Raw genomic sequence first — 26,195 nt, forward strand, 5'->3', positions numbered from 1 at the left:
CCCGCAGCGCAGCAGACTTAACGCGCGATGTCTTCCAGGCGCCGCTTCGTGACCCGCGGCCCCATGATGACGATGACCAGCGCCACACCGACCATCGCGGCGGCGATGAAGGTGAACACGCCGACATCGCCCGAGGTCTTGAGCAGATCCGCGATCACGAAGCCGCTGAACACGGCGCTGATCCGGCTGAACGAATAGACGAATCCCACCGCTCGCGCGCGGATGCGAGTGGGGTAGAGCTCGCTCTGATAGGCGTGGTAGGCGTAGCTCATGATGTTGTTGAAGAACGCCACCGCAATGCCGAACACGATGATGGCCGTCGCCCCATTCGCATTCGCGAACAGCAGCCCGAACAGGGCCACGCCCAGCGCGGGCACCGCGATCAGCCATTTGCGTTCGAAGCGGTCGCCGAATGAGGCGCCGATGAGGGACGAGATCGGGTAGGCGAAGGCGATGATGAAGGTGTACAGCAGCGATTTCGGAATATCGAAGCCCTTGGCGATGAGATAGGTCGGCGCCCAACTGGCGAAGCCGTAATAGCCCACGGTCTGCAGAATGTTGAACAGGATGAGCATGACCGTGCGCTTGCGGTAGACCCCTTCCCACATTTCGCCCCAGCGCGGCTTCACAGGATCCACATCGCCGACAAAGGCTTTGGGCTCGGGCAGGGGCCGGCCGGTCTCGCGCTCCACCCGTTGCTCGATGCGGCTGAGAATCGCGTCGGCGGCGTGATGACGCCCCTTGTCCTCCAGCCAGCGCGGCGACTCGGGCAGCCGCAGCCGGATGAACCAGATGACGATGGCACCCAGCGCCCCGAAGATGGCCACCCAGCGCCAGCCGTCGAGACCGGCGATCTGATGCGGCACGAGCAGCCAGCCCAGAAAGGCCACCACCGGCACAGCGCTGAAGGTGATGAACTGATTCAACGCGAAATACGTTCCCCGCTTGGCCTGCGGCGCCAGTTCCGAGACATAGGTATCGATGTTGACCATCTCCAGCCCGATGCCGATGGACGCGATGAAGCGCCAGATGTCGATGCTCATGGCCGTGTGCTGAAACGCCATGATCAGCGTGGCGATGCAGTACCAGAGCAGTGCCCAGGTGTAGACCACGCGTCTGCCGTAGCGATCCGAGAGCCAGCTCACGAACAGCGTGCCCACCCAAAGACCGAGGAATAGTGCCGCGACAAAACTGGCGATGCCCTCGAAGCCGAACAGTCCCTTGGTCGTCGCGGTGAACACGCCGCTCTTGAACAAGCCAGGCGCGATGTAGGTCGTCAGGAACAGATCGTAGAACTCGAACAGCCCCCCGAGGGAAAGCAGAATGACCATGTTGCGCACGGTCTTCGAAGGGGGAAGCCGGTCAATGCGCGCCGCGATGGTCGGCGCGCCGTGATGCCCTGGGCGTGCGCCCACGACGGGGGCTTCGGGGGAAATCGCCGCCGCGTTGGGCTGTGCCGGGATGGTGCTCATGCCTGTCTCCTGTTTTTATCGGTCATCCATGATGGATGCAAAAAACAGGCGATGCGGTGACGAAATGTATCGACCCGTCTTGCCCGGCCGACCATCCCTCTCGGGGGCCGATACGGCCCTAGGAAGGCTGCACCACGCTGGCGCCGGGCTGCTTGAGCAACTGCGCCCATTCCTCCAGTTCACGCGGCTCGCCGAACAGGTAACCCTGCATGCTCTGCAGGCCCATGGTGTGCAAGGCCTGGGCGCATTCGCGCGTCTCCACGCCCTCGGCCACCACGTTGATCGAAAGCCGCCGCGAAATGTCGACCAGGGCGCGCACGATCTCGGCGTTGCGCACGTCCTTGGTGACATCCGCCGTGAAGCTGGCGGGAATCTTGATGTCGCTCGGATCGAGGATCTTGAGGTATTCGAACGAGGCATAGCCCTCGCCGAAATCGTCCATGGCCACGCGCACGCCAGCCTTGCGCAGCGACTGCACATTGCGCGCGACACTGGGAAAGGCCGGAATGGCGCGGCGCTCGGTGACCTCGACCATCAGCCGCTCGGGAGCCCAGGCGTAGCGTTGCAGCGTGGTGTTGATGTGTTCGATCAGGGCCGGGTCGCCGATCTGGTCGGCCTCGATGTTGACCGAGATGTAGCCGTTCCATCCCGTCCAGTTGGACAGCACACGGGCCTCGGAAATGGCCTCTTCCATCACCCAGAAAAACAGCTCGCTGGTCTGCGCCGGGGTCAACTGGGGCAGAAACATCAGCGGAGAATGCCTCTTGGGGGCGTCTTCCGCACGCCACCGGAACAGCACCTCCAGCCCGATCACTTGACCGGCCGGGTAACTGACCTGGGGTTGATAGACCAGTGCCGGAGCCCCAGCCCCCGCATGTGCGGCAATCTCAGAAAAAACGTCGCGTTCCACGATGCCTGTGCCGCTGTAGTCGCTGTTGGAAGGATCAAGCCTGAATAATTCCAGCAGGTTAGCATGGGTTTTGAACCGTTCAAATGCGAATTTACAGATCCTGTTCACCCGCGCCACAGCTTGAAGGCAGCGCCCGACGCCATGACCCAGAAATCCCGTCCCCTTCAACGGCCCAAGGCCCCTCGCCCGGGCACGCAGCATCCTGAATCCTCCGGGCCAAGCTATCGCGTCTCGATAGCCGACGCGAGCGCGCACCAGTTCCAGGTCGAGCTCGACCTGGCGGACCCGGCGGCCACGGGACAGGAGTTCTGGCTTCCGGTGTGGATACCCGGCAGCTATCTGGTGCGCGAATTCGCCCGTCATGTGCTGCGGTTGCAGGCCTGGTGCGGCGGCAAGACCGTCGACATCGAGAAGATCGCCAAAAACCGCTGGCGCGTCGCGCCCTGCGACGGACCGCTGCTTCTGCGCTACACGGTGTACGCCTTCGATCTCTCGGTGCGGACCGCTTATCTCGACTCCCAGCGCGGTTTTTTCAACGCCAGCAGCCTGCTGCTGGCCGCAGCCGGCCGCGAGGCATTGCCGCACACCGTCACCATCAGCGCGCCTGACTTCGCACCGCACTGGACACTGGCCACCACCCTGCCTGCCGTGCAATGCGACGCCAGAGGCTTCGGCAGCCGACGTGCGGCCCATTACGACGACTTGATCGACCACCCGGTGGAAATGGGCGATCTGATGCAGATTCCCTTCAACGCCGGCGGAGCCGCCCACCACATGGTGATCGCCCATGCCACCGCCTTGCGGGACACGGTGGATGCCAAACGTCTGGCCCGCGACCTCAAGCGCATCTGCGCTGCGCAGATCGCGCTGTTCGAGCCCAGCCGCAAGCGCGCGCCCTTCGACCAATACCTCTTCATGGTGGCGCCGACGGCCGACGGCTACGGCGGCCTCGAGCACCGCGACAGCACCGCGCTGATGTGCTCCCGGCGCAGCCTGCCGCATCCGCGCATGCAGGCCGCAGACGGCGACTATCGCGATTTCCTCGGCCTTTGCAGCCACGAATACTTCCACGCCTGGAACGTCAAGCGCATCAAGCCGCACGCCTTCACGCCCTACGACCTGGAACGCGAGAACCCCACCACCCTGCTCTGGCTGTTCGAGGGCTTCACTGCCTATTACGACGACCTGATGGTGCTTCGCGCCGGGCTGATCAGCCCGCAGCAGTACCTCGACGGCCTGGCCCGCACCCTCGGCGCGGTGCAGCGCACGCCGGGCCGCTCCGTGCAGAGCGTGGCCGAGGCCAGTTTCGATGCCTGGACCAAGTACTACCGCCCCGACGAGAACACCGCCAACGCCACCGTCAGCTACTACCAGCTTGGCGCCATGGTGGCGCTGGCGATCGACCTGCGGCTGCGCCGCGAAAGCGACGTCACGCTGGACGACGTGATGCGGCTGCTGTGGACCCGCTACGGTCGTGCCGACGCCCCGCTGCGCGCCGAAGGCGTGGCCGAGGACGCCTTGCCGGGCCTGCTCAAGGAAGTGAGCGGCCTGGACTGGCGGGCTTTTTTCCGCCGCCATGTCCACGGCACCGAACTGCCGCCGCTGAAAGCCAGGCTCGCCGACTTCGGCGTGCAAGGGTCCGTCCAGGAAGACGCCCCGCTCGACGCGCTGGGGCTGGCCGTGCAGGAGCAGGCCGGCGGCTGGCTGAGCGTGCAGCGCGTGCGCAACGGCGGCTGGGCCGAACGCGCGGGGCTGGCGGCCGGCGATCTCCTGCTCACGCTCGACGGCGAGCGGGCGCGCAAATCCGTGCTCGAGCGCCATCACGCGCTGGCGGCCAAGGGCGACATCTGGCGCCTGAGCTGGCTGCGCCAGGATCTCGAGCAGCAGAGTCAGACGCCCTGGTTTGTCATGCCGGCAAGCCGGGTGCAACTGCGTCTGGCCGACAGACCCCAGCGGTCGCAGCGGCAGCGCCAGAGCGCCTGGCTGGGCACCGCGCCGTGACGCACAATGCCTTCGAACGATTCCGATTCCTTGAGGAGATGCCCATGCAGAGCGCAGACGACGCCGTCATCCTGACCGAAACCCGGGGCCACGTCGGCCTCGTCACCCTCAACCGCCCCAAGCAGCTCAACGCCTTGAACGACGCCCTGATGGACGCATTGGGCGACGCACTGAAGGCGTTTGACGCTGATCCGGCCATCGGCTGCATGGTCGTCACCGGCAGCGACAAGGCCTTCGCCGCAGGAGCCGACATCACCGCCATGGCGCAAAAAACGTTTCCCGCCAGCTACACCGAAGACTTCATCACGCGCAATTGGGAAGCGATGATGCAGATCCGCAAACCGGTGATTGCCGCTGTCCGCGGTTTCGCGCTGGGCGGGGGCTGCGAGCTGGCGATGATGTGCGATCTCATCGTCGCCGCCGACAACGCCCAGTTCGGCCAGCCCGAGATCAAGCTCGGCATCATTCCCGGCGCGGGCGGAACCCAGCGCCTGACACACGCCGTGGGCAAGGCCAAGGCCATGGATCTGGTGCTCACCGGCCGGATGATGGACGCGCAGGAGGCCGAACGCAGCGGCCTGGTCGCGCGGGTCGTGCCGCTGGAACGCGCACTCATTGAGGCCGTGGCCATGGCCGAAGCCATCGCCGGTTATTCGCAGCCCTCGGTGCGCATGGCCAAGGAGTGCGTGAACCGCGCATTCGAATCGTCGCTGGCCGAAGGGCTGCGTTTCGAGCGCCGCATGTTTCAGTCGCTGTTTGCCACCGCCGATCAGAAGGAAGGCATGGCCGCCTTCCTGGAAAAACGAAAACCCCTTTTCACCCACAACTGATGCGCTATACTGCGCGGCTTGTTTGCGAATTGGCGCTTTAGCTCAGTCGGTTAGAGCGACGGAATCATAATCCGCAGGTCCGGGGTTCGAGTCCCTGAAGCGCCACCAGTTTCAAGTCCATCAGGTTCACACAGTCCGGTTCTGCCCGAGCAGATCCATTGCGCCGAATTGGTGGGCGCCAAAAAAGCCCATGCACAATTGCCTGGGCTTTTTTGTTTTGCCTGGTTTTGCCTTGCGTTTGCGATTTGTCTTGCGTCTGGTTCGGCGCTCTTGCACGAAGACGAACGGGCGTTGGCCCAAGGAGTCTGCGATGAAACCTCAATCCCTGCCCGGTCGGATCGCGGTTCGGGTCGTTCTGGGCGTGGCGCTTGGCCTGGGGGCAATGAGCGCAGCACTGGCGCAGATGAATTACCCGATGGGCAGCCTGCAAGGGAAAGCCGAGTTTGGCGCCTTTCCAAAGGTCAGCATCAACTGCACCGATTACACCCTGGGGCCGGGCGTGCGGGTGATCAGTCCGCAGAACCGCATCATTCCTCGAAGCCAGCTCGACGGCGTGGAAAGCCACGTGGTGTTCCAGACCGATGCGATGGGCAATGTCTTTCGCATCTGGCTGGTGAACGACGCTGTCGCCAGTCAGCTCCAACTGCCCAAGGCGCCCGGACAATGCGGGCTGTTTTTCAGTGAATGACGGATGTTGATGCCATGAAAAAGGTCTTTATCAAGACGTTCGGCTGCCAGATGAACGAGTACGACTCGTCGAAGATGGCCGATGTGCTGGGTGCCTCCGAGGGCTATGTGCCGGCCGCCTCGCCCCAGGAGGCCGATCTCATCCTGCTCAACACCTGCTCCATCCGCGAAAAGGCGCAGGAAAAGGTCTTCAGCGATCTGGGGCGCCTGCGCGAACTCAAGGCCGACAACCCGAATCTGCTCATCGGCGTGGGGGGCTGCGTGGCCAGCCAGGAAGGCGAAGCCATCGTCAAGCGCGCGCCCTACGTCGATCTGGTGTTCGGCCCGCAGACCCTGCACCGCCTGCCGCAGCTCATTGCCCAGCGCCGCTCGCAGGGGCGCGCGCAGGTCGACATCAGCTTTCCGGAAATCGAGAAGTTCGATCATCTCCCACCCGCCCGGGTGGAAGGGCCGAGCGCCTTCGTGTCCATCATGGAGGGCTGCAGCAAGTATTGCAGCTACTGCGTGGTGCCCTATACCCGGGGCGAGGAAGTCTCGCGCCCCCTGGTCGACGTGCTCACCGAGGTGGCCGAACTGGCGACGCTGGGCGTGCGCGAGGTGACGCTGCTGGGGCAGAACGTCAATGCCTGGCGCGGCGCGGGCGAAGGCGAGGATTTCGCCTTTCTGCTGGAGTGCGTGGCCGAGATCGACGGCATTGCGCGCCTTCGCTACACCACCAGCCATCCGAAGGAATTCACCCAGCGGCTGATCGATGCCTATGGCCGCATTCCCCAGCTCGTCAACCATGTGCACCTGCCGGTGCAGCATGGCAGCGACCGCATTCTGTCGGCGATGAAGCGCGGCTACACGGCGCTGGAGTTCAAGAGCATCGTGCGACGGCTGCGCGCGGTGCGCCCCGATATCTGCATCGGCTCGGACTTCATCGTCGGCTTTCCGGGCGAGACCGATGCCGACTTCGCGCAATTGATGAAGTTGATCGAGGACATGCAGTTCGACGCCAGCTTCAGTTTCATTTTCAGTCCGCGCCCCGGCACCCCGGCAGCCAATCTGGCTGATGACACCCCGGCCGACGTCAAGCTCAGGCGGCTGCAGACCCTGCAGGCCCAGATCGAGAGACAAGCCTCGGCCATCAGCGCCGCCATGGTGGAGACGGAGCAGGCCGTGCTCATCGAAGGTCCGAGCAAGAAAGATCCGTCGGAGCTGCAGGGCCGCACGGAAAACAACCGCATCGTGCATCTGAAGGGAGACGCGCGGCTGGTCGGCCAGATCATGCCCGTGCGCATCACCACGGCCTACCCGCACTCGCTGCGCGGCGAGGTTTGCGTGGTCGAACAGGAGCAGGCCGCCACGGCCTGACCCCCGCTCGGCGGCGCAATCCTTTACTTGATCATCAGACGCAGGCTGTCCCAGGCGCGGCCGAACAGACCGGCCTCGGGTACGGCCTTGACGACTTCCAGCGGATAGACCGCCAGCGGCTTGCCGCTCATGCTGATGTCCAGCTGGCCAACGCGCTGCCCGGCCTGCAGCGGCGCCACCAGCGGATCGGGCCGCACCACCTTGGTCTGCAGATCCTTGCCCATGCCACGCGGCACGGAAATGATCACCGGCACCGAAGAGCCCAGTTCGACCTTGTTGTCCACACCCTTCCAGACCGGCGCGGTCAACACCGGCTTGCCGGGTGCGGCCAGCACGATGTCGTCGAAGTTCTGATAGGCCCAGTTGAGCAGCACCTGGCTCTCATCCCCGCGGGCCCGCTCGGTCGGCGTGCCCATCACCACGGTGAGCAGCCGCCGCGGACCGTTGGGAAACTGGCGCTGCGCCGAGGTGATCATGCAGTAACCGGCTTCGGAGGTGTAACCCGTTTTCATGCCATCCACGGAAGGGTCGGTGAACAGCAGACTGACGCGGTTGGGCTGGGTGATGTGGTTGTAGGTGAACTCCTTGACCTTGAAATAGCGTGCGTAGTCAGCCGGAAAGTCGCGGATGATGTGCGTGGCGATGATGGAGAGGTCATAAGCCGTGGTGTGGTGTCCGGGATCGGGCAGACCCGTGGGGTCCATGAAGTGCGTGCCCTTGAGATTCCACTGCTGCGCCTGGCGGTTCATCATGGCGACAAAGGCGCTCACCGAGCCGCCCACTGTCTGCGCCAGCGTCATGGCTGCATCGTTGCCCGATTGCACGATCATGCCCAGCAGCAGGTCGTTGACAGACACCGGCACGCGCGGGTCGATGAACATGCGCGACCCTCCGGTCTGCCAGGCCTCCTTCGACTCGGTGACTTTCTGATCGAGCTTGATCGTGCCTTCCTTCAGGGCCTTGAAGGTGAGATAGGCCGTCATCAGCTTGGTGAGCGAGGCAGGAGCCTCCTGGGCATGGGCGTCGTGCTCGGCCAGGATCTGTCCGCTGGTCAGGTCGACCACCAGCCAGGCCCGGGCATCGAGTTTGGGCGGGGGAACGGTGGCGAGCAGGGTCTGCATCGGCGTGAGCGGAACAGCGGCCGTGGCTGTTGGGGCGGGCGCTGCCGCCGGTGCGGAAGCGGCCTGCGCCAGTGGCGACAAGACGAGCAGGCTGGCCGCGCTGCACGCGGCGACGAACGATTGAACGGACATGGGCAAATCCTGAAAACACACAACGCAAGAAACAACACCCTAACAGCCTACGGACCGTGCAGGGGTGACGAAGTTTTGCCGCAGCGGGGCCTGCTGCGGCAGACGGTCAGAGCACGGGACCGGCAGAAGGTTCGCACGGCGGAGCGATTCCATTCTCAACCGTGCGTGCACGGGATCAGCCGCAGCGCCGGGCCCTGCCTGACCAGCGGGCGCTCACCCGCATCCCGCCCCATGCCAACGGCACACCCAGTCGCGCAGCGGCAGCAGCAGGCCATGGAAAAAATGTCCCGCGCCGGGAAAGACCACCACCGGAAGCGACTGCGGCCGGGCCCAGTCATACACGGCCTGCAGCGGGACCACGTCGTCCTGCTCGCCATGCAGCACCAACAGGGTTTCCGCCAGCGGCGCCGCGTCGGCCGGCCTGACCTGCGGCACCTCGAAGCGGGTGACGGCCGTGCCGACCAGGGTGAGATGCTGCAGCGCCCTGCCCCGCTGACGCAACGCCTGAGCGCATCGCGCCGCCACGGCGGCACCGAAGGAAAATCCGGCCAGCGCCAGGGGCAAGGTTTCAGCCTCGGCCCGCGTCTCTGCAGCTAGTTCTGACGCGAAAAAATCGAGCACCGCCAACAGGTCGTCGGTTTCGCCCACGCCGTGATCATGCAATCCCGCGGTTTCACCCACCCCACGGAAATTGGGCCGCACCGCGACGAAGCCGAGTTTGAGCCAGGCCCGGGCCAGCGTCTGCGCCACCTTGTTGTCCATGGTGCCACCGAACAGGGGATGCGGATGCGCCACCAGCGCCAACCCGCGTGGCGCCCCCTCGGGCGCATCGACCGCCACCTCGATCGGCCCCACCGGGCCGGGCACCAGGCGCTTGCGGGTCTGCGCGCTCACTGGACTACCCTGCGCGCCACGCGCTGCGAGATGATCGCTTGGAAGCGGCTCATGGGCATCACACGGACCCCGACGAGTCGCCGCCCCCGGGCGCGTCGGGCAGATGCAGGCGTTCGACGACCTTGCCGCCCAGCAGATGGCTCTGCACGATGTCGTCGATGTCGCTTTGATCGACATAGGTGTACCAGACACCCTCGGGATAGACCACGCAGACCGGCCCTTCTTCGCAGCGATCGAGACAGCCGGCCCGGTTCACCCGCACCTTGCCGGCACCGGCAAGATCGAGCTTCTTGACCGCCTTCTTGCAGTGCTCGAAGGCGGCCTCTGCGCCGCTGGCGGCACAGCATGGCCGGGTGGCGCCCGCGTCGCGTTGATTCAGGCAGAAAAAGATGTGGTGTTCGTAGTAGTTCATGAGAGGTGCTCAAGAGTCGTGGCGCGCGGGTCGGAGCGCATACGCCAGAAGATAAACCAGCACGGCAAACGGCCAAAGCCAGCTCAGCCACTGCGGCAGGCCGTAGAGCCGGATGAAAAGGCCCTGGCTCCAGGACTGCAGGTTCATGGCGTAGTACGGCCCCGGCCCTGAAACGTTGATCCAGACCAGCGCCAGCACCAGGCACAGCCCCCCCGCGACCGCCCCCCAGCGAGGCGGCAGATAGGCCAGCGGCAGGCCGATCATCAGACCCAGCGCCACGCTTCGCAGGGTGGGAACGGTTGCCCAGGCCAGCGCGTGCTCGGGCCCGAAGCTCAGCGCGGCCGACAGGCTGACCGCGAGCAGGCCGGTCAAGGTCAGCAGCAGCGCCAGCCGCAGCCGCGGCGCCCCTGGCCGCAGCAGCGAGGCCAGGGTGAGAATGCTGCCTGCCAGCATGGCCGCGGTGATCCCCGTCTGGCGCAGGGCACTCATGGGGGCAAAGTCGGGCAGACGCAACCCACTGTTGACGAACCACGCCGACAACACCCGCCAGGTATCGGTATCGAGCGCGGGTTGCAGCAGGGTCGGGCCGATCTGGCCGGTGCCGAACAACACGGCCGCCGGCCACAGCAGTGCCACGGGCCAGAGCACCAGCAGCAGCAGGCCATAGCCGACATGAGGCGCAAACCAGCGCTCGCGCCACAGCCGCAGCAAGGCCGCCAGCCGAATGCGCGGCAGCAACCACACGCAGACTGCAGCCCCGGCGATCCCCCCCAGGGAATTGGTCAGCCAGTCGAGATTGGACGACACCCGCATGGGCAGAAAAGCCTGCAACGCCTCCATGCAGAAAGACAGGCCGCTGGCGAGCGCGCTGCCGCCCCCCCACAGCGCCCATCGCGGCCAGCGCGCGGGCAGACAGCGCGCCATCAGATAGCCCAGCGGCAGGTAGCCGCCGACGTTGATCAGCAGATCGCTGAGCGTGATGTAGCGCGGCAGCGGCGCGAGAACGAAGTCATACGGCATCAGCCCCTGCCAGCGCCATCCCGCGAAGGGATAAAGACTGGCATAGACGATCAGCAGCGCATAGCCCGCCAGCGCATAGCGCGAAAAGCGGGAGACCGGACGCGCGCTGTGCGCTGGGCGATGCGAAGACATGATGCGTCAGCGCCCGGCAGCGACGCGCCGGGAATGGGTCAGAACGGCTTGATGACGACCAGCGGAATGATGATGAACAGGATGATGGTGGGGATCTCGTTGAACCAGCGATACCACTTGTGGCTGCGCGTGTTTCGCCCCTGCTCGAACTGCCGGAGGATGCGTTTGCACCAGAACATATAGATCACCAGCAGCACGACCAGGGTGACCTTGGTGTGAATCCAGCCATTGCCAGGGCCGTGCAGACCGATGCCGTAATAGAGCCACAACACCAGACCGAGAATGATGGCGGGCCACATCAGGATGTGGGTGAAGCGGTAGAGCTTGCGTCCCATCATCAGCAGGCGTTCGCGTTCGGCCGTGCTGCCTTCGGGCACCATGGCCAGATTCACGAAGATGCGCGGCAGGTAGAACAGGCCGGCGTACCACGCGATCACGAAGATGATGTGCCAGGTCAGCACCCATTGAAAAGCCATATCGAACTCCCTTGTTCAGACAGACATGCAGTGTAGAAGAGCCGTTGGGGAACCTTGTTGCGCGGGGACAGACGAAGAGGCCAGACAAAAAAATCCCCGGCAGTGCTGGCCAGGGATTCAAGCCTTGAAACAAGGCCCCGCTCAGGGAGGAGAAGCGGGAGATGGCCCGCCAGGCGGCGCACCATCTGCCTGAAAAAGATAGCATTGACCGCCTCAAGTTCCAGCCTACAACCGACTAAAGATGAAAAACTTTGTGAACCTGCCGGGCTTTCCCGGCACCCGCATGCGGCGGCTGCGCCGCGACGATTTCAGCCGCCGTCTGGTGCGCGAACACCGCCTGAGTGCGGACGATCTGATCTATCCGGTCTTCATTCTCGACGGCGAGCAGCAGCGGCAGAGCGTGGCCTCGATGCCTGGCGTGGAGCGTCTGAGCTTGGATCTGCTGCTGCCGGTGGCACAGGAATGCGTGCGGCTGGGCATTCCGGTGCTTGCGTTGTTTCCAGTCATCGATCCCAAGCTCAAGACGCCCGATGGCGTCGAAGCCACGAATCCCGACGGGCTGGTGCCGCGTGCGGTGCGGGCGCTCAAGAGCGCGTTTCCGCAACTGGGCGTGCTCACCGATGTGGCGCTCGACCCCTATACCTCGCATGGCCAGGATGGCCTGCTCGACGACACGGGCTACATCCTCAATGAGCCCACGGTGGAGATGCTGGTGAAGCAGGCGCTGACCCACGCTGCCGCCGGGGTGGACATCGTCGCGCCCAGCGACATGATGGACGGACGCATCGGCGCGGTACGTCGCGCCCTGGAAGACAACGGCCACATCCTCACCCGCATCATGGCCTACAGCGCCAAGTACGCCAGCGCCTTCTACGGCCCGTTCCGCGACGCCGTCGGCTCGGCCTCCAATCTGGGCAAGGCCGACAAGAAGGTCTATCAGATGGACCCGGGCAATTCCGACGAAGCCCTGCGCGAAGTCGCGCTCGACATCGCCGAGGGCGCCGACATGGTGATGGTCAAGCCCGGCATGCCTTATCTCGACATCGTGCGGCGGGTGAAGGACGAGTTCCGCGTGCCCACCTTCGCCTATCAGGTCAGCGGCGAATACGCCATGCTCAAGGCGGCCGCGCAAAACGGCTGGCTCGACCACGACGCGGTGATGATGGAATCGCTGCTGGCGTTCAAGCGCGCCGGGGCCGATGGCATCCTCACCTACTTCGCGCTCGATTGCGCCCGCAAGCTGCAGCAAGGCTGAGAGTCTGAGCACGGGAGCCACTTCATGAAAGTCCGCATCTGGGATCTGCCGCTGCGCCTGTTTCACTGGGCGCTGGCGGTCTGCGTCACCGTCTCCATCGTCACGGGTCTGACCGGCGGCAACGCCATGCAATACCACTACTGGAGCGGCTACGCCCTCATCGCGCTGCTGGTCTTCAGACTGGTCTGGGGCGTGATCGGCAGCCACCACGCCCGGTTTGGGAACTTCGTGCACGGCCCTGGCACGGTCCTTCGCTATGTGCGTGGCGACGATCCGCGTCCTGCCCACCTTCGCGCGGGTCACAATCCGCTGGGCAGCCTCTCGGTGCTCGCCCTGCTGACGGCGGTGGCGCTGCAGGTCATCAGCGGCCTGTTCGCCAACGACGACATTTTCAACGCCGGACCGCTCACCAGCTATGTGAGCAACCGCACCAGCGCGATCTTCACCTTCTATCACACCACCATCGGCCAGCCGCTGATCTATACGCTCGTCGGCCTGCACCTGGCGGCCATTGCCTACTACGCGGCCGTCAAGCGACAGAATCTGGTGCGGCCCATGTTGACCGGCGATATCGACGCCGTCGCCGACATGCCCTCGGCCCGCGATACCTGGGCGGGCCGTCTGCTCGCGCTCATCGTCGTCGCGGCGGGCGGGGTGCTGGCGTGGTGGATCTCCACGCTGGGCAGCGTGTCCAGCTACTGAGTATCAGCCTCTGGCGGGCGGGTCGCCGCTGGCCATCGAGGCCTTCGGGCCGCGATGGCCGCGAGGGCGTCGCGGGCTCTCCACCCCCTGGGACGCCCGGGCGTAAGCTTGTTGGAATTCAATCCACCGCGCCTCCAGGGAGGTGTTTCGATGCAACGATGCCTTCCCCGCCCATCTCGGCGAGCCGGAATGCCGCCGTCGCTCAGTGCGGCCATGCTTGTGTTCCTGGCCCTCGGACACGGGGCCGCAGCGGCCGCGCCGCTGATCGTCAACCCGTTCCACGATCCGTTCGCACAGGCCACGCACGGCCTCGTCGGTTGTCCCACGCCCAGCCCGCCCACCTACACGCGGGCCGAGATCCGGGAAGTCGAGCATCACCGCGTCGAGCGCGGCAACAGCTGCTACCTGGCGGGGAAATGCCGCTATGCCAGCAGCTTCGACTACGACCGGGGCATCGCCACAGCCCTGCTGCCCGCCTTGCGGGCCGATCCGGCGCTGCGCGACAGCGCGGTGTGGGTTCTCGTCCAGGGCCGGGTGGTGCAACTTTCGGGCTGTGTCATGCAAGGCGATCAGATCGAGCGACTCGAAGCCATCGCCCGCGCCACGCCCGATGTCCAGGTCGTGCTCAGCGACTTGCTGGTGGGAACGCGCGGGCATCCGCCTTATCCGCTGGCCTTGCCCGCAAGCCAGCCGCCCTAGGAGCCTGTCGGGCTTGAGTCGCGTGAAGCGAAAAAAGGGTGTGAGAGTGGCCCGTGGCTGCGGATTTGCAGCCCGCGATGCTCAAGTCCGACAGGCTCCTAGACACCGGGCGCCCGAGGTTCATCGCCCTGACGACGGCCATTGGCCGAGCACCTCGTAGCGCCCGGCGCCCAGCACCGATCGAACCAGCGCGAAGCCCCGCACCCGCCAGTGCAGCGGCGGAAACTCGGTCGGCGGCTGCGACGCCTGCGCCCGCCGTGCCAGCGTCACATGCGGCGCAAAGGCGCGGCCATCGAACGGCAGCCCGCGTCGATCGACCTGGGCGACCAGTTGCGTGCGCAAGCGCAACAGCAACAGCTCCGCAGGCGGCTGCGACGGCGCCAGATGCGCGATGCCGCCCCTCGGCCACACGCAAGCCCGGTCCAGAGTCAGATCGAAGTCGGTCCATTCCGGCGAGATCGCGTCACCAACCCCCATCAGCTCGGGCACCCGATGCGCCGCGACCCCCTCCATGAACAGCACCGTGAGATGCAGCTTGGGCGCAGGGGTCGCCCTGGCCACCGCCGACGCTTGCCACAGGGCCTGATGACGGGCGATGCACCCGCGCAGGGCGCCGCCAGGCCAGAGCGCGAAGAACAGGCGCTGCGGGGCCGAGTCGTCTGGCGACTGCAGCAACGGAGTTGACGCCGACATGGGTCTTGACCTGATGCGGACGCGGGCTTGCGCTCTTGCAGTAAGTTCGACCGGCCCACGCGATTGAACATGCCCTCATGATGCCATCATCCACCCGGTCTTCGCCCCCCGACGCCACGCGTCGGCGTCTGAACCTCGCCCTGGGTCTGGCCGCCGGCGCGCCGCTCTGGCTCGCGGCCTCTGCCGCGCGGGCCGCCGCGCTGCCGCCGCTGCCGCGCTACACCGAGCCGGTCGAGGCCCACTCGCCGCTGGTCGGGCGCATCCTGCAGGGCGGTCGGCAGTTCATCACGCCGCAACAGTTGGTGGACGATTGCGCGCGGGCCACGCTGTGCCTGTTGGGCGAGCAACACGACCATCCCGACCATCACGCCGTGCAGGCCTGGATCGTCAGCGCGCTGGGCGAACGCGGCGCGCTGGCCGCACTGGCTCTGGAGATGGCCGACGCAGGCCAGCGCTTCGAGGGGCCGCGCGATGCGCCCGAGGCCGTGGTCCGCGCCCGGCTGCACTGGAACGACGACGGCTGGCCCTGGGCGATGTATGCGGCACCGGTCATGGCCGCGGTGCGCGCCGGGGTGCCCGTGGTGGGGGTCAACCTGCCGCGAGCCGATATGCGCGCCGCCATGCAGCAGGCGCGGTGGGACACCAGCGTGCCTGCCGCAGTGCGCCAGCGCATTCTCGACGACGTGGCCGAGAGCCATTGCGGCCTCCTGCCCGCCTCTCAACTTCCGGCGATGGCGCGCATCCAGTTCGCCCGCGACGACAGCATGGCGGCGCACAGCCTCGCGCAGGCGCGCTCCGGCAAGACCGTCGTGCTGCTCACAGGCAGCTTTCACGCCAACCGCACCCTCGGCGTCGCCCTGCATGTGGCCGCGCATGAAGCGCACATGCCGCGCGACGTCGCCCGCCCGGTGCGACTGTTCAGCCTGCTGCTCAAGGGCCTCTCGCCCGACACCCGGCCCGAGCTTCCTGCAGGCTATGACGCGGTGTGGTTCACCCCGGGCACGCCGCCCATCGATCACTGCGCCGAGCTGCAAAAGACGCTGAAAAAACCCTGAATCCGGGCAATCAGTGCGCCAGAAGACGCTTGCGCAGGCGGTACAGATCGTCCCCCACCGGCACGGCCGCGAGCAACAGGAGCAGGGCCGCCAGCGGCACGGTGGTGACGTAGCCGATGCGGGCAAAACTCATCGCCCCGACCACACCACCGCCGAAAAACAGCAGCAGCAAACCCGTCAGCAGGGCGAGATGCCCGAGATCGGCGTGAACCGGCCGAAGTTGCGGATCGGGGTCGCGGTTCCAGTAAACCATCCGCCCGAGCTCGATGCCGATGTCGGTGACGATACCCGTCACATGCGTGGTGCGGATCACCGCGTGCGACACCTTGGTGATCATCGCGTTCTGCAGGCCCATCATGAAACACAGCAGCGAGACCGTGGCCGGAATGAACACCCAGTCGCGCTGCGACAGGCCCGCCCCCATCAGGCCGAACAGCAGCATCACCCCCGCCTCGAGCACCAACGGCAGGGCATACTCACTGTGCAGGTGCTGCCTGCGGCCCAGATTGATCAGCAGCGTGGACACCATGGCGCCCACCAGGAAGCTCAGTACCGCCCCCGCTCCGGCCGCAACCAGCGCCCAACTCCCCACAGCGAGGTGATCGGCCATCTCCGACACGATGCCGGTCATGTGCGAGGTGTACTGATGCACGGCGACGAAGCCGCCGGCATTGGCCGCGCCCGCCACTGCGGCCAGCACCAGACCGAGTGCGCGGTCCGCCCAAGGCGTGCGCCGCCGCCCGGTCAATCGACGCAGAGTATGCACAGGCATGACTGAAGCGGGCCACCGGCGGCGGCCCTTCCTACGAACCGATGAATTGCACCGACAATTCGGTGATGGATTTCCTCATTTTGCTCCTTGGCGGCGCCGTGCTCGGCCTCGCCGGCGTCTTCGTGCGCCTTGCCGACACCACGGCCAACCTCGGCCCGTTCGCCAGCGCCTTCTGGCGCATGGCCGTGGCCGCCCCGTTTCTGCTGGTCTGGGCCGCGGTGGCCTGGAGCCGCCGAACGCCCGAACGGGTCGAGGCTCCCACCACTACAACCGCCCCGTCGTGGCACGCGCGGCGCCCGGCTCCGCCCGCCCTGCTGGCGCACTGGCCGACCTGGGGGCTGGCCCTCTTTGCCGCCGCCATGTTCGCGCTCGACCTGGTGTTTTTCCACCTCGCGGTGACCTGGACTGCGGTGGGCAACGCCACGCTGGAATCGAACTTCGCCCCCGTGCTCATCACCCTGGCCTTCTGGGTCATTACCCGCAACGCTCCCCGGCCGGTGTTTCTCTCCGGGCTGGCCGCGGCTTTGGGCGGCGCGGCCCTGATGATCGGCCCCAACGTCGGCCACAGCCGGGCGCTTCTGGGCGACGCCAGCGGGCTGGTGTCGGCCGTGTTCTACGCGGCGTATCAGGTGGGCATCCAGCAGGCGCGGCAGCGGCTGCCCACCGCGCCGCTCATGGCCGTGGTCACCCTGCTCGCCGCCGTGGTGCTCTGGCCTTTCGCCCTCGCCGAGGGAAGGCTGTGGCCGAATGCGGCCATCGGCTGGCTGTGGGTGCTGGGACTGGCGCTGCTGGTGCAGATCGGCGGGCAGGTGGTCATCGCCTACGCGGTGCGCAGGCTCAACCCGGCGCTCTCGTCGGTGGGTCTGCTGGTGCAGCCGGCCATGGCGGTGGTGTACGCGTGGATCCTGCTTGGCGAGGCGCTGACCGCCCCGCAACTGCTCGGCGCGGGCCTGGTGCTCGCGGGCATCTATCTGGCGCGCAAGGGGATGTGAGGTTCAGCGGTGCCGCGGCGCTGCGGGAGGGGCGATGGTGCCGTCGCCGGGCCGCAGGTCGGAGCCGAGCACTTCGCGCTCGTCGAACACGAAACAGCCGCCCTGATAGTGCGCGTCGCCGACCAGCTCGAAGTATTTGAGGATGCCGCCTTCGAGCTGGTAGACCCGCTCGATGCCCAAGTCCTGCATGAGCAGCGCGGCCTTCTCGCAGCGGATGCCCCCGGTGCAGAACGTCACCACGGTCTGGCCGGCAAAGTCGGCGGCATGCGCCTCAACGGCAGGGGCGAACTCGCTGAACTTGCCGAGGCGAAAGTCCACGCAGCCGACGAAACTGCCCAGATCGCGCTCGAAGGCGTTGCGGGTGTCGAGCAGGGCCACGGGCCTGCCCTCGTCGTCGCATCCGGCGTCGAGCCAGGCTCTGAGCCGCTCGGGCGCCACCGCCGGCGCGCGGCCGGCCTCGGGGCGGATCTGCGGGCGGTTGAGGGTGATGATCTCGCGCTTGATCTTCACCTTCATGCGCTTGAAAGGCTGCTCCGCCGAGAGCGATTCCTTCGGGCTGAGGTCGGCCAGCCGGGCGTCGGCGCGCAGCGTGGCCATCACCGCATCGATCGCCGGCCGCGGCCCGGCGAGAAACAGGTTGATGCCCTCGGGCGCGAGCAGGATCGTTCCCTTGAGCTGCAGCGCCTCGCATTGCGCCGCCAGTCGCGCCTGCCAGCCGGGCAGGTCGTCGAGGCTGACGAATTTGTAGCAGGAGATATTGACCACGGCGGGCGTGGCGGCAGGTGGCGGTGTCGTCATGGGCGGCCATTATCGGGCTGTACCATCGCCCCGCCCATCCGCCCGAGCACACCGCCATGACCGATCGCGCCCGCCCCAATCAATTCGCCCTGCTGGGCCAGCGCCGATTCGCGCCGTTCTTCTGGACCCAGTTCGGCGGCGCCGGCAACGACAACCTGTTCAAGTTCGCCTTCACGGTGATGGTGGCCTACCGCGCCGAAGCGGCGACGGCGCTGTCCACCGGCCTGATGGTCAACCTGATCGCGGCGCTCTACATCCTGCCCTTCGTGCTGTTCTCGGCCACCAGCGGACAACTGGCCGACAAGTACGACAAGGCCTCGCTGATGCGCCGGGTGAAGACCCTGGAGATCGTCATCATGCTGCTGGCGCTGTGGGGCTTCGTCACGGCCAGCATACCGGCGCTGCTGGCCTGCACCTTCGGCATGGGACTGCACTCCACGCTGTTCGGCCCGGCCAAGTACGCTTATTTGCCACAGCACCTCAGCCCGCCGGAGCTGACCGGCGGCAACGGCATGACCGAGATGGGCACCTTCGTGGCCATCCTCCTGGGCAATCTGGCCGGGGGGCTGCTGATGACCTTCGAGCGCGGCCCGCTGCTGGCCGGGCTGGCCTGCGTGGCCGTGGCCCTGCTGGGCTGGACAGCGGCGCGCTTCATTCCCGCGACCGCGCCGGTGGATCCGCAGCTCCGCATCAACTGGAACCCCTTCACCGAAACGGGGCGCAACCTGCGTCTCGCCGCGGCCGACCGCACGGTGCTGCAGGCGCTTCTGGCGATCTCGTGGATGTGGTTTTACGGCGTGGCGTTTCTCACCCAGTTCCCGGTGTTCGCCAAAGACGTTCTCGGCGGCAACGAGGCCGTGGCCTCGCTGCTGCTGGGCGTGTTTTCCATCGGCATCGCCCTCGGCTCGGTCGCCTGCGAGGGGCTGGCCCGCGGCCGGGTGGAGATTGGCCTGGTGCCGCTGGGCGCTTTGGGCATGACGGTGTTCGGCATCGACCTGTTCTTCGCCACCCGCAACCTGCCGCATCCGTCGGCGCTGCAGGAGGTACTGCCCTTCATGCGCGACCCGGCGCATTGGCGGGTGATGCTCGATCTGTTCCTGCTCTCGGCCAGCGCCGGGATCTACAGCGTGCCGCTTTACGCCCTCATCCAGCACCACACCCCGGTGACGCACCGCGCCCGCGTGATTGCGGCCAACAACATTCTCAACGCGATCTACATGGTGGTCTGCTCGGGCTATTGCGCGGCGCTGCTGGTGGCGGGCGTTGGCGTGCCTGGGCTGCTGCTGAGCGTGGCCCTGCTCAACGCGCTGGCCGCCGGCTGGCTGATCTGGCGGCAGCCGTTGTACGGCCGACGCTTCGTCGCCTGGGCGCTGCGCAGAAGCCCGTCGCCATGAGGGCCGCGCGGTGATGACAGGCTGAACCGGTGGCGGCACCCGCCCAAGACCCCGACAACCTTAAAGTCTTTAGTAGGTTGTAAAGTCTGTTCATGCAGTCTGCTCAAACTCATCGCCCCCGCCCGACCTGATGGACACCCCCCTGCTCACCATCGGCGAACTCGCGCAGCGTGCGCAGCTCGGTGCCGAGACCCTGCGCTACTACGAGCGTCTGGGGCTTCTGGCGCCCGCCGCGCGCAGCCCCAGCGGCTACCGGCGCTACACGGCGCAGGCCCTGGAGCAGCTCGATTTCATCCGCCGGGCGCAGGCGCTGGGGTTTTCGCTGATGCAGATCGGCGAGCTGCTGGCGCTGCACGGCAGACCCGAAGCCGATATGAGCGCCGTGCGCGCCATCGCCGCGCAGCGTCTGGCCGAGATCGACGCCAAACTCGACGATCTGCAGCGGCTCAAGGCGGGGCTGCAGACCCTGCTGAGCGCCTGTCCCGGCCACGGTGCCGTGGCGCAATGCCCCATTCTTGCCGCCCTGCGCGGTGCAACTGAGGCGCAGACCCGGCATGAAGCCTGAGCCCGTTGCTGCCAATCCAGCCCCGTCCAGCCCGGCACAGACCCTGCGTCTTGGCATCGACGGCATGACCTGCGCCGCCTGCAGCACACGGGTGGAACGGGCGCTGCTCAAACAGACGGGTGTGCGGTCGGCCAGCGTGAATCTGGCGACGCGGCAGGCGGAGGTGGGCTACGAGCCGGCGATGACCGACCCGCATACGCTCGCCACCGCGGTACGCGCCGCCGGCTACACACCGGTACTCGCCGATGCCGTCCTGGACATTCAGGGCATGACCTGCGCCTCCTGCGTGGGCCGGGTGGAGCGAGCGTTGCGCCGTCAGCCGGGCGTGCTGTCGGCCGAGGTCAATCTGGCGGTCAACCGGGCCCGGGTCAACTTCAATCCGGCGATGACCGATGCGCAGACGCTGGCCCAGGCCGTCGTGGACGCCGGGTATGAGGCGCACCCGCTGCGGCGTGACGACATCCCCGCACCGCACCACGGTCTCGAGCGCCTGCGGCGCGACGTGGCGCTCGCGGGCCTGTTGGCGCTGCCGGTGTTGATCCTGGCCATGCTGCCCATGGCCTGGCCAGGACTCGATGCGGCCTTGCTGCGGGCCTCGCCGATGGCGCATTTCTGGGACGGCGTGCAGTTTGCGTTGACGACAGCCGTGCTGTTCGGCCCTGGGCGGCGTTTCTTCCGCAGCGGCGCTCTCGCCTACCGTCACCTCTCGCCGGACATGAATGCCCTGGTGGCCACCGGCGCCGGGGCCGCCTGGGTCTACAGCTCGCTGGTGCTGTTGGCGCCGCAGCTCTTCGCGGCCGAGTCGAGGCATCTCTATTTCGATTCGGCCGCCGTCGTGGTGGCCGTGATTCTCGCGGGCAAGTATCTGGAAGAGCGTGCCAAGGGACGAGCCTCGGCCGCCATCCAGAAACTGCTGGGGTTGCAGGCCAAGCAGGCCACGCGCATTGATGCCGAGGGTACCGAGCAGCAGGTCGGCCTCGCCAGCCTGAGCATCGGCGAGCGCGTCCTGGTGCGCCCCGGCGAACGCCTGCCGGTCGATGGCACGGTGCGCGATGGAGACAGCCACATCGACGAATCTATGCTGACAGGCGAATCGCTGCCGGTGCGCCGCAAGCCAGGCGACCGCGTGGTGGGCGGCACGGTCAATCTCGAAGGACGCCTGGTCATCGAAGCCACCGCGCTGGGTCAGGACACGGTGCTTGCCCAGATCGTGCGGCTGGTGGAAAACGCCCAGACCGGCAAATTGCCGGTGCAGCGCGTGGCCGACCGCGTGGTGGCCGTCTTCACCCCCGTGGTGCTGTTGATCGCCGCCCTGGCCTTCGCCGCCTGGCTGACCCTCGCGGGCGACGTCAGTTCGGCCCTGGTCTCCGCGGTGGCCGTGCTGGTGGTGGCCTGCCCCTGCGCCATGGGCCTGGCCACCCCCGCGGCCATCCTCGTGGGCAGCAGCCGCGCCGCGGAAATGGGCGTGCTGTTTCGCAGGGGCGAAGCGCTGGAGAACCTGTCGCGCGTGGACACCGTGCTGCTGGACAAGACCGGCACCGTCACCCTGGGCCGCCCCGCGCTCACGGCGCTGCACAGCCCCCTCGGCGACGATCAGGCGTTGCGGCTGGCCGCCGCACTGGAGGCCGATTCCGAGCACCCGCTGGCCCGCGCCGTGCGCGATGCGGCCAGGCAGCGCGGGCTGGAGCTGCCGCGGGTCGAGGCCTTCAGCGTCCTGCCGGGGTACGGCGTGCGCGCCACCCTGGAAGGGCGCGAACTGCTGCTGGGCTCGCGGCGGCTGATGACACGCGAACACATTGCGCTCGGGTCGTTCGACGCCCAGGCCGATGCGCTGCAGGCGCAGGGTCAGACCACGGTCTTTCTTGCGCAGGACGGCGTCTGCGCGGCCCTTCTGGGCATCTCCGATCCGCCCAAGCCCGAGGCCGCCGCCGTAGTGCAGGCGCTGCGCGAACGCGGCCTCGACATCGCGCTGGTCACTGGCGATGCCCGCCTCACGGCGCAGGCCGTGGCGCAGGCCATGAACATCGCGCAAGTGCATGCCGAAGTGCTGCCTCAAGACAAGGCCCGGATCGTCGCCGATCTGCAGGCCCAGGGCAGGCGGGTGGCCTTCGTCGGCGAAGGCCTCAACGATGGTCCCGCACTCGCCCAGGCCGATGTGGGCCTGGCCCTCGCCAGCGGCACCGACGTGGCCATCGAAGCCGCCGACGTCAGCCTGACCCATGGCGATCTCGCCGCGCTGCCCAGCGCCATCGACACCGCCCGCCGCACGCTGCGAACCATCCACGGCAACCTGTCCTGGGCCTTCGGCTACAACATCGTGCTCATTCCCCTGGCCGCCGGCGTGGCCGCGCCCTGGGGCATCCACCTTCATCCCATGCTGGCCGGGCTGGCCATGGCGCTGTCCTCGGTCTTCGTCCTGGGCAACAGCCTGCGGCTCAAACGCCTCACGCCCTGGCATGCGCCCATGGCTCATGCTGCAGCCCAGACGCCCGCCTTCCCTTCCCTCACCCCCACCGCCTGAAAGGACGCCTCATGCCCTCCATCGTGTTTTCCGCCCAGCCCTGCTGCGCCTTCGACGAAGCCATCACCCGCACCACCGAAGCGCTGAAAGCGCAGGGCTTCGGCATCATCAGCGACATCGACGTGTCGGCCACCCTCAAGGCCAAGCTCGGCGTCGACCGGCCGCCCTATCGCATCCTCGGCGCCTGCGCACCGGGCTATGCCATGAAGGCGCTCGACTTCGATCCGCACATCGGCGCCCTGCTGCCCTGCAATGTCGTGGTGCGCGAAGACGCCGCGAGCAAGCAGATCGTGATCGATTTCATGGACCCCACCTCGGTGCTCGGTCTGATCGACAAACCCGAAGTCCACGCCGTGGCCAAGGAAGTCTGCGGCAAGCTGATGCAAGCCCGCGACGCCCTGGCAAAAACCGCCTGAACCCCCGATCGACCCCACAAGGACATCCCATGAACACCGTGCAACTGCAAGTCACCGGCATGAGCTGCGGCCACTGCGTCGCCGCCGTGACCCGGGCGCTCAAAACCGTTCCCGGCACCCAGGAGATCCAGGTCGACCTGGCCACCGGCCGCGCCACCGTGCAAGGCAGCGCCACACCAGAATCACTGGTCAAGGCCGTCGCCGACGAGGGCTACGGGGCGACGCTCAAAGGCTGAAGGATCGGCGCCGCGGGAGACCCTGCGCCTTGCCCTCACGACAACATCGGCCAGAGCGTGGCAAGCAGCAGGGCGGCCATGGCCACGTTGAACACCCTGACACGCCGCCGATCCATCAGCCAATGACGCAGCCTGGCGCCACCCAGCGCCCAGACGCTGATGGTCGGCAAATTGATCCCACTGAATAGCGCCGCCACGGCCAGCACCGTCAAGAATCCGCGCGAACCCGGTACGTACACGGAGAACGCGCTGAGCGCCATCAGCCACAGCTTGGGATTGACCCACTGGAACGCGAAGGCGCTGATGTAGCGCATGGGGCGCGGCGCCCGCCCGGCGGAAGCGTCGGGAAGCGATGCGCTGGCCATGCGCCAGGCCAGATAGACCATGTAGCCCGCGCCGATCCCTTTCGTGGCGACTTCGGCCCAGGGCCAGTGCGAAAACACCTCCGCCAATCCCAAACCCACGCTGGCCAGCAGAATCAGCACCCCCGTACTGATGCCCAGCAGATGAGGTATCGACGCGCGAAAACCGAAGTTCGCGCCGGATGCCAGCAGCATCAGATTGTTCGGACCCGGCGTGAGGGAGGTGACGAAGGCGAAGAGGGCCAACGCGGAAAGGTTGTCGGTCAACATAGGTGTGTTGAGGCCAAGGCCGAGGGCGGGAAGGGATGCAGACATCAGTTCCGCTCAGGGCTCGCCGTGCGGTGAACGTCGAAGCAGGATCGATGCGCTTTCGCGGACGCCGCCTCGCGGCTGATTGTCAGCGTCGCCAAACCCGCCTGGGGCTCCACCACGACCCGGCCCGGGCCGACGATGTCGTAGCTCTGCCCCGAGCACAAAAACACATCTTCTGGCCGGCCACTCTCGGTGATCCAGACCCGACCGGACAGAAGCCGAATCTGCGCACCCGCTGCGCGCTCCAGTCGAAGAAACATCCCGTGTTCGAGTCTATGCATGGCCATCTCCTAGGCGCTTCCAGGGTCGGCTCGCGGCCCGCCCCCACCTGGGGAGAGGAAACTTGGGGCGTCCTTCCATTGCCTTTTGAGAGCGTGCGAGTGATGGCTTCACTGTAGGCATCGCCACGTCGTCAGAACAGACGCAACGCCCTTCGATCTGTATCGATACAAAGTCGATTTATTGAGATCTGTACTGGTCGCTTCAGTCCCCGTCTGTATGGTGTCGCGGCTGGAGATCTCTGCCATGATGCAAACCATGGACGCCCATCCCGACACCCCGCTCTACCTCACCCTTGCCGAGCGACTCGCCGGGCTTGCTGCGTCAGGCTCTCTGCGTCCGGGTGCGCGGCTGCCCTCGGTTCGCGCCCTGTCTGAACAGCATGGCGTTTCCATATCCACCGCCGTGCAGGCCTATCGCACGCTCGAAGACCGCGGCGTGATCGAGGCACGCCCCAAGTCCGGGTTTTTTGTGCGGCGCGCGCGCAAGCTGCTCCCCTTGCCCACCACCACGCGGCCTCCCGCGCGGGCCGTCGCGGTGGAAACCAACGCCATTGCCGACGCGGTGCTCGATGCCGCTGGCGACCCTGCCTACATTTCATTTGGCGCCGCCACCGCCAGCGAAGACCTTTACGCAGTCGAGCGGGTACGCCGGGCCATTGCACGCTGTGCACAGCGGCATGCCAGCAGCCTTGGGGTCTACGCCACAGCGCCGGGCATTGCGCCGCTGCGGCAAGCCATCTCCCGCCGGGCGCTGGAACTGGGTTGCAGCCTGGATCACCGGCACGTCGTCGTCACCAATGGCTGCATGGAGGCCATCACCCTTTGCCTGCGCGCCGTAACGCAGCCGGGCGATGTCATTGCCATCGAATCGCCGACCTATTTCGGCTTTCTGCGCGCCCTGCAAGCGCTGGGGCTGCGCGCAGTGGAAATTCCCATGCAGCCTGGCATTGGCCTCTCACTGGAAGCCCTTGAAGTCGCGCTGGACACCCAGCCGATCAAGGCCGTCGTCGCCGTGCCGACCCTCTCCAACCCCTTGGGCACCATCATGCCGACCGCGAGAAAACGGCGCCTCGCGGAACTTCTGGACGCACGCGGCATTCCCTTGATCGAAGATGTGATCTGCAACGAACTCGTGCCAACCGAGGAGAACCGTCGCGCCGTGCGTTCCTTTGACCGCAACGGCAATGTGATGCTCTGCGGCTCGTTCGGCAAAACCCTGGCGCCGGGCCTTCGCGGCATCGGCTGGGTGGAGGCTGGGCGCTGGAGCGAACAAGTCGCCGCGCTCAAACGCGCGCTCAGCGGCGGCGGCAGCGCCGTGATCGAGTGGGCCGTGGCCGAACTGCTCGAACAGGGAGGCTACGACCAAAGTCTGCGTCAACTGCGACGCTGCTTCGCCGACCAGACCCACATCGCGCGCCACATCATCGGCGCCGCATTCCCTCCGGGATCGCGCGTGACCGATCCTGCGGGAGGCTTCATCCTCTGGGTCGAACTGCCCAGATCGGTCGATGCCGTGGCGCTCTATCAGCGCTGCATCGAGCAGCGCATCGTCATCGTTCCGGGAACGCTGTTCACGACGTCCAATCGCTATCGCAACTGTCTGCGGCTCAATGTCGGCGGTCGCTGGACCGCGGAACGGGAAGAAGCGCTGCGCGCGGTCGGCCGCATGGCGACGCAACTGGCTGCAGGTTAAAGGCCA

At 66.6% G+C, this 26,195-nt stretch carries 27 protein-coding genes and 1 tRNA gene; 16 read left to right on the forward strand and 12 right to left on the reverse strand.

The window, feature by feature from the left end:
* Positions 1-17 precede the first annotated feature (17 nt).
* Both BVH73_RS05910 and BVH73_RS05915 read right to left on the reverse strand, forming a co-directional pair.
* Entirely contained in the window at positions 18-1,472 is a 1,455-nt protein-coding gene (locus BVH73_RS05910; RefSeq protein WP_079416963.1) for an MFS transporter, read from the reverse strand.
* A gap of 118 nt (positions 1,473-1,590) precedes the next feature.
* Positions 1,591-2,382: an EAL domain-containing protein gene (locus tag BVH73_RS05915; RefSeq protein ID WP_079416965.1), complete on the reverse strand. Its 792-nt coding sequence runs from the start codon at positions 2,380-2,382 to the stop codon at positions 1,591-1,593.
* Between the two features lie 141 nt (positions 2,383-2,523).
* On the opposite strand from BVH73_RS05915, the gene BVH73_RS05920 reads away from it, so the two are divergent.
* The 5 genes from BVH73_RS05920 to miaB all read left to right on the forward strand — a co-directional run bounded on the left by BVH73_RS05920 (position 2,524) and on the right by miaB (position 7,256).
* Positions 2,524-4,383, forward strand: coding sequence for a M61 family metallopeptidase (locus BVH73_RS05920; protein WP_079416967.1), 1,860 nt, complete (start codon positions 2,524-2,526; stop codon positions 4,381-4,383).
* Between the two features lie 44 nt (positions 4,384-4,427).
* Positions 4,428-5,213 (forward strand): enoyl-CoA hydratase, encoded by a 786-nt coding sequence (locus BVH73_RS05925; RefSeq protein ID WP_079416969.1) that lies wholly within the window; start codon positions 4,428-4,430, stop codon positions 5,211-5,213.
* Positions 5,214-5,244: 31 nt separating this feature from the next.
* A tRNA-Met gene (locus tag BVH73_RS05930) sits at positions 5,245-5,321 on the forward strand.
* Between the two features lie 202 nt (positions 5,322-5,523).
* The gene (locus BVH73_RS05935; protein WP_079416972.1) at positions 5,524-5,901 is read left to right on the forward strand and encodes a hypothetical protein; all 378 of its coding nucleotides are present in this window, start codon (positions 5,524-5,526) and stop codon (positions 5,899-5,901) included.
* Between the two features lie 14 nt (positions 5,902-5,915).
* On the forward strand, positions 5,916-7,256 hold the full coding sequence (gene miaB / locus BVH73_RS05940; protein ID WP_079420382.1) for a tRNA (N6-isopentenyl adenosine(37)-C2)-methylthiotransferase MiaB: 1,341 nt from the start codon (positions 5,916-5,918) through the stop codon (positions 7,254-7,256).
* 23 nt (positions 7,257-7,279) lie between these two features.
* On the opposite strand, the gene BVH73_RS05945 is transcribed toward miaB, so the two are convergent.
* The 5 genes from BVH73_RS05945 to BVH73_RS05965 form a co-directional block, all read right to left on the reverse strand.
* Positions 7,280-8,509, reverse strand: a complete 1,230-nt coding sequence (locus BVH73_RS05945) for a D-alanyl-D-alanine carboxypeptidase family protein (protein ID WP_079416974.1) — start codon at positions 8,507-8,509, stop codon at positions 7,280-7,282.
* Between the two features lie 213 nt (positions 8,510-8,722).
* Positions 8,723-9,403 (reverse strand): alpha/beta hydrolase, encoded by a 681-nt coding sequence (locus BVH73_RS05950; RefSeq protein WP_179947963.1) that lies wholly within the window; start codon positions 9,401-9,403, stop codon positions 8,723-8,725.
* Between the two features lie 58 nt (positions 9,404-9,461).
* A complete protein-coding gene (locus BVH73_RS05955) occupies positions 9,462-9,815 on the reverse strand; it encodes a (2Fe-2S) ferredoxin domain-containing protein (protein WP_079416980.1) in 354 nt (117 codons plus the stop codon).
* 9 nt (positions 9,816-9,824) lie between these two features.
* Positions 9,825-10,967 carry a VanZ family protein gene (locus tag BVH73_RS05960; protein WP_245800434.1) on the reverse strand — a complete coding sequence of 381 codons (1,143 nt, stop codon included), beginning with the start codon at positions 10,965-10,967 and terminating at the stop codon, positions 9,825-9,827.
* A gap of 38 nt (positions 10,968-11,005) precedes the next feature.
* A complete protein-coding gene (locus tag BVH73_RS05965) occupies positions 11,006-11,443 on the reverse strand; it encodes a CopD family protein (RefSeq protein ID WP_079416985.1) in 438 nt (145 codons plus the stop codon).
* A gap of 241 nt (positions 11,444-11,684) precedes the next feature.
* On the opposite strand from BVH73_RS05965, the gene hemB reads away from it, so the two are divergent.
* From hemB to BVH73_RS05980, 3 genes are all read left to right on the forward strand, one after another.
* Positions 11,685-12,698, forward strand: coding sequence for a porphobilinogen synthase (gene hemB / locus BVH73_RS05970; RefSeq protein WP_079416987.1), 1,014 nt, complete (start codon positions 11,685-11,687; stop codon positions 12,696-12,698).
* Positions 12,699-12,722: 24 nt separating this feature from the next.
* Positions 12,723-13,400, forward strand: a complete 678-nt coding sequence (locus BVH73_RS05975; protein ID WP_079416990.1) for a cytochrome b/b6 domain-containing protein — start codon at positions 12,723-12,725, stop codon at positions 13,398-13,400.
* 189 nt (positions 13,401-13,589) lie between these two features.
* Positions 13,590-14,099, forward strand: a complete 510-nt coding sequence (locus BVH73_RS05980; protein ID WP_169836757.1) for a BON domain-containing protein — start codon at positions 13,590-13,592, stop codon at positions 14,097-14,099.
* A 120-nt stretch (positions 14,100-14,219) separates the two neighbouring features.
* On the opposite strand, the gene BVH73_RS05985 is transcribed toward BVH73_RS05980, so the two are convergent.
* Positions 14,220-14,792, reverse strand: coding sequence for a 2'-5' RNA ligase family protein (locus BVH73_RS05985; protein WP_079416995.1), 573 nt, complete (start codon positions 14,790-14,792; stop codon positions 14,220-14,222).
* 77 nt (positions 14,793-14,869) lie between these two features.
* Between BVH73_RS05985 and BVH73_RS05990 the strand changes: the two genes are divergently transcribed.
* Entirely contained in the window at positions 14,870-15,847 is a 978-nt protein-coding gene (locus tag BVH73_RS05990; RefSeq protein WP_245800435.1) for a ChaN family lipoprotein, read from the forward strand.
* A gap of 10 nt (positions 15,848-15,857) precedes the next feature.
* Here BVH73_RS05990 and BVH73_RS05995 read toward each other — a convergent pair whose 3' ends face one another.
* Positions 15,858-16,619 (reverse strand): YoaK family protein, encoded by a 762-nt coding sequence (locus BVH73_RS05995; protein WP_079416997.1) that lies wholly within the window; start codon positions 16,617-16,619, stop codon positions 15,858-15,860.
* Positions 16,620-16,684: 65 nt separating this feature from the next.
* Here BVH73_RS05995 and BVH73_RS06000 point away from each other — a divergent pair, with 65 nt between their 5' ends.
* Complete coding sequence (locus BVH73_RS06000) at positions 16,685-17,611, forward strand: DMT family transporter (protein ID WP_079420386.1); 927 nt, start codon at positions 16,685-16,687, stop codon at positions 17,609-17,611.
* A gap of 3 nt (positions 17,612-17,614) precedes the next feature.
* Here BVH73_RS06000 and BVH73_RS06005 read toward each other — a convergent pair whose 3' ends face one another.
* Positions 17,615-18,409, reverse strand: a complete 795-nt coding sequence (locus tag BVH73_RS06005; protein ID WP_079416999.1) for a sulfurtransferase — start codon at positions 18,407-18,409, stop codon at positions 17,615-17,617.
* 56 nt (positions 18,410-18,465) lie between these two features.
* Here BVH73_RS06005 and BVH73_RS06010 point away from each other — a divergent pair, with 56 nt between their 5' ends.
* The 5 genes from BVH73_RS06010 to BVH73_RS06030 all read left to right on the forward strand — a co-directional run bounded on the left by BVH73_RS06010 (position 18,466) and on the right by BVH73_RS06030 (position 23,541).
* Positions 18,466-19,803, forward strand: a complete 1,338-nt coding sequence (locus tag BVH73_RS06010; RefSeq protein WP_079417001.1) for an MFS transporter — start codon at positions 18,466-18,468, stop codon at positions 19,801-19,803.
* A gap of 130 nt (positions 19,804-19,933) precedes the next feature.
* On the forward strand, positions 19,934-20,368 hold the full coding sequence (locus tag BVH73_RS06015; RefSeq protein WP_079417003.1) for a heavy metal-responsive transcriptional regulator: 435 nt from the start codon (positions 19,934-19,936) through the stop codon (positions 20,366-20,368).
* On the forward strand, positions 20,358-22,889 hold the full coding sequence (locus BVH73_RS06020; RefSeq protein ID WP_079417005.1) for a heavy metal translocating P-type ATPase: 2,532 nt from the start codon (positions 20,358-20,360) through the stop codon (positions 22,887-22,889). The genes BVH73_RS06015 and BVH73_RS06020 overlap by 11 nt, the downstream gene beginning before the upstream one ends.
* An 11-nt stretch (positions 22,890-22,900) precedes the next feature.
* Positions 22,901-23,305: a DUF302 domain-containing protein gene (locus BVH73_RS06025; protein ID WP_079417007.1), complete on the forward strand. Its 405-nt coding sequence runs from the start codon at positions 22,901-22,903 to the stop codon at positions 23,303-23,305.
* Between the two features lie 29 nt (positions 23,306-23,334).
* Entirely contained in the window at positions 23,335-23,541 is a 207-nt protein-coding gene (locus BVH73_RS06030) for a CopZ family metallochaperone (protein ID WP_079417009.1), read from the forward strand.
* Positions 23,542-23,576: 35 nt separating this feature from the next.
* Here BVH73_RS06030 and BVH73_RS06035 read toward each other — a convergent pair whose 3' ends face one another.
* Together BVH73_RS06035 and BVH73_RS06040 are read right to left on the reverse strand one after the other, a co-directional pair.
* Positions 23,577-24,218, reverse strand: coding sequence for a LysE family translocator (locus tag BVH73_RS06035; protein ID WP_245800436.1), 642 nt, complete (start codon positions 24,216-24,218; stop codon positions 23,577-23,579).
* Positions 24,218-24,496, reverse strand: a complete 279-nt coding sequence (locus BVH73_RS06040) for a DUF2917 domain-containing protein (protein ID WP_169836758.1) — start codon at positions 24,494-24,496, stop codon at positions 24,218-24,220. The genes BVH73_RS06035 and BVH73_RS06040 overlap by 1 nt, the downstream gene beginning before the upstream one ends.
* Before the next feature lie 244 nt (positions 24,497-24,740).
* On the opposite strand from BVH73_RS06040, the gene BVH73_RS06045 reads away from it, so the two are divergent.
* Positions 24,741-26,189 (forward strand): aminotransferase-like domain-containing protein, encoded by a 1,449-nt coding sequence (locus BVH73_RS06045; protein WP_245800437.1) that lies wholly within the window; start codon positions 24,741-24,743, stop codon positions 26,187-26,189.
* The last annotated feature ends 6 nt before the right edge of the window (positions 26,190-26,195 follow it).

It is taken from the genome of Thiomonas intermedia, assembly GCF_002028405.1.
GTDB lineage: Bacteria > Pseudomonadota > Gammaproteobacteria > Burkholderiales > Burkholderiaceae_C > Thiomonas > Thiomonas intermedia.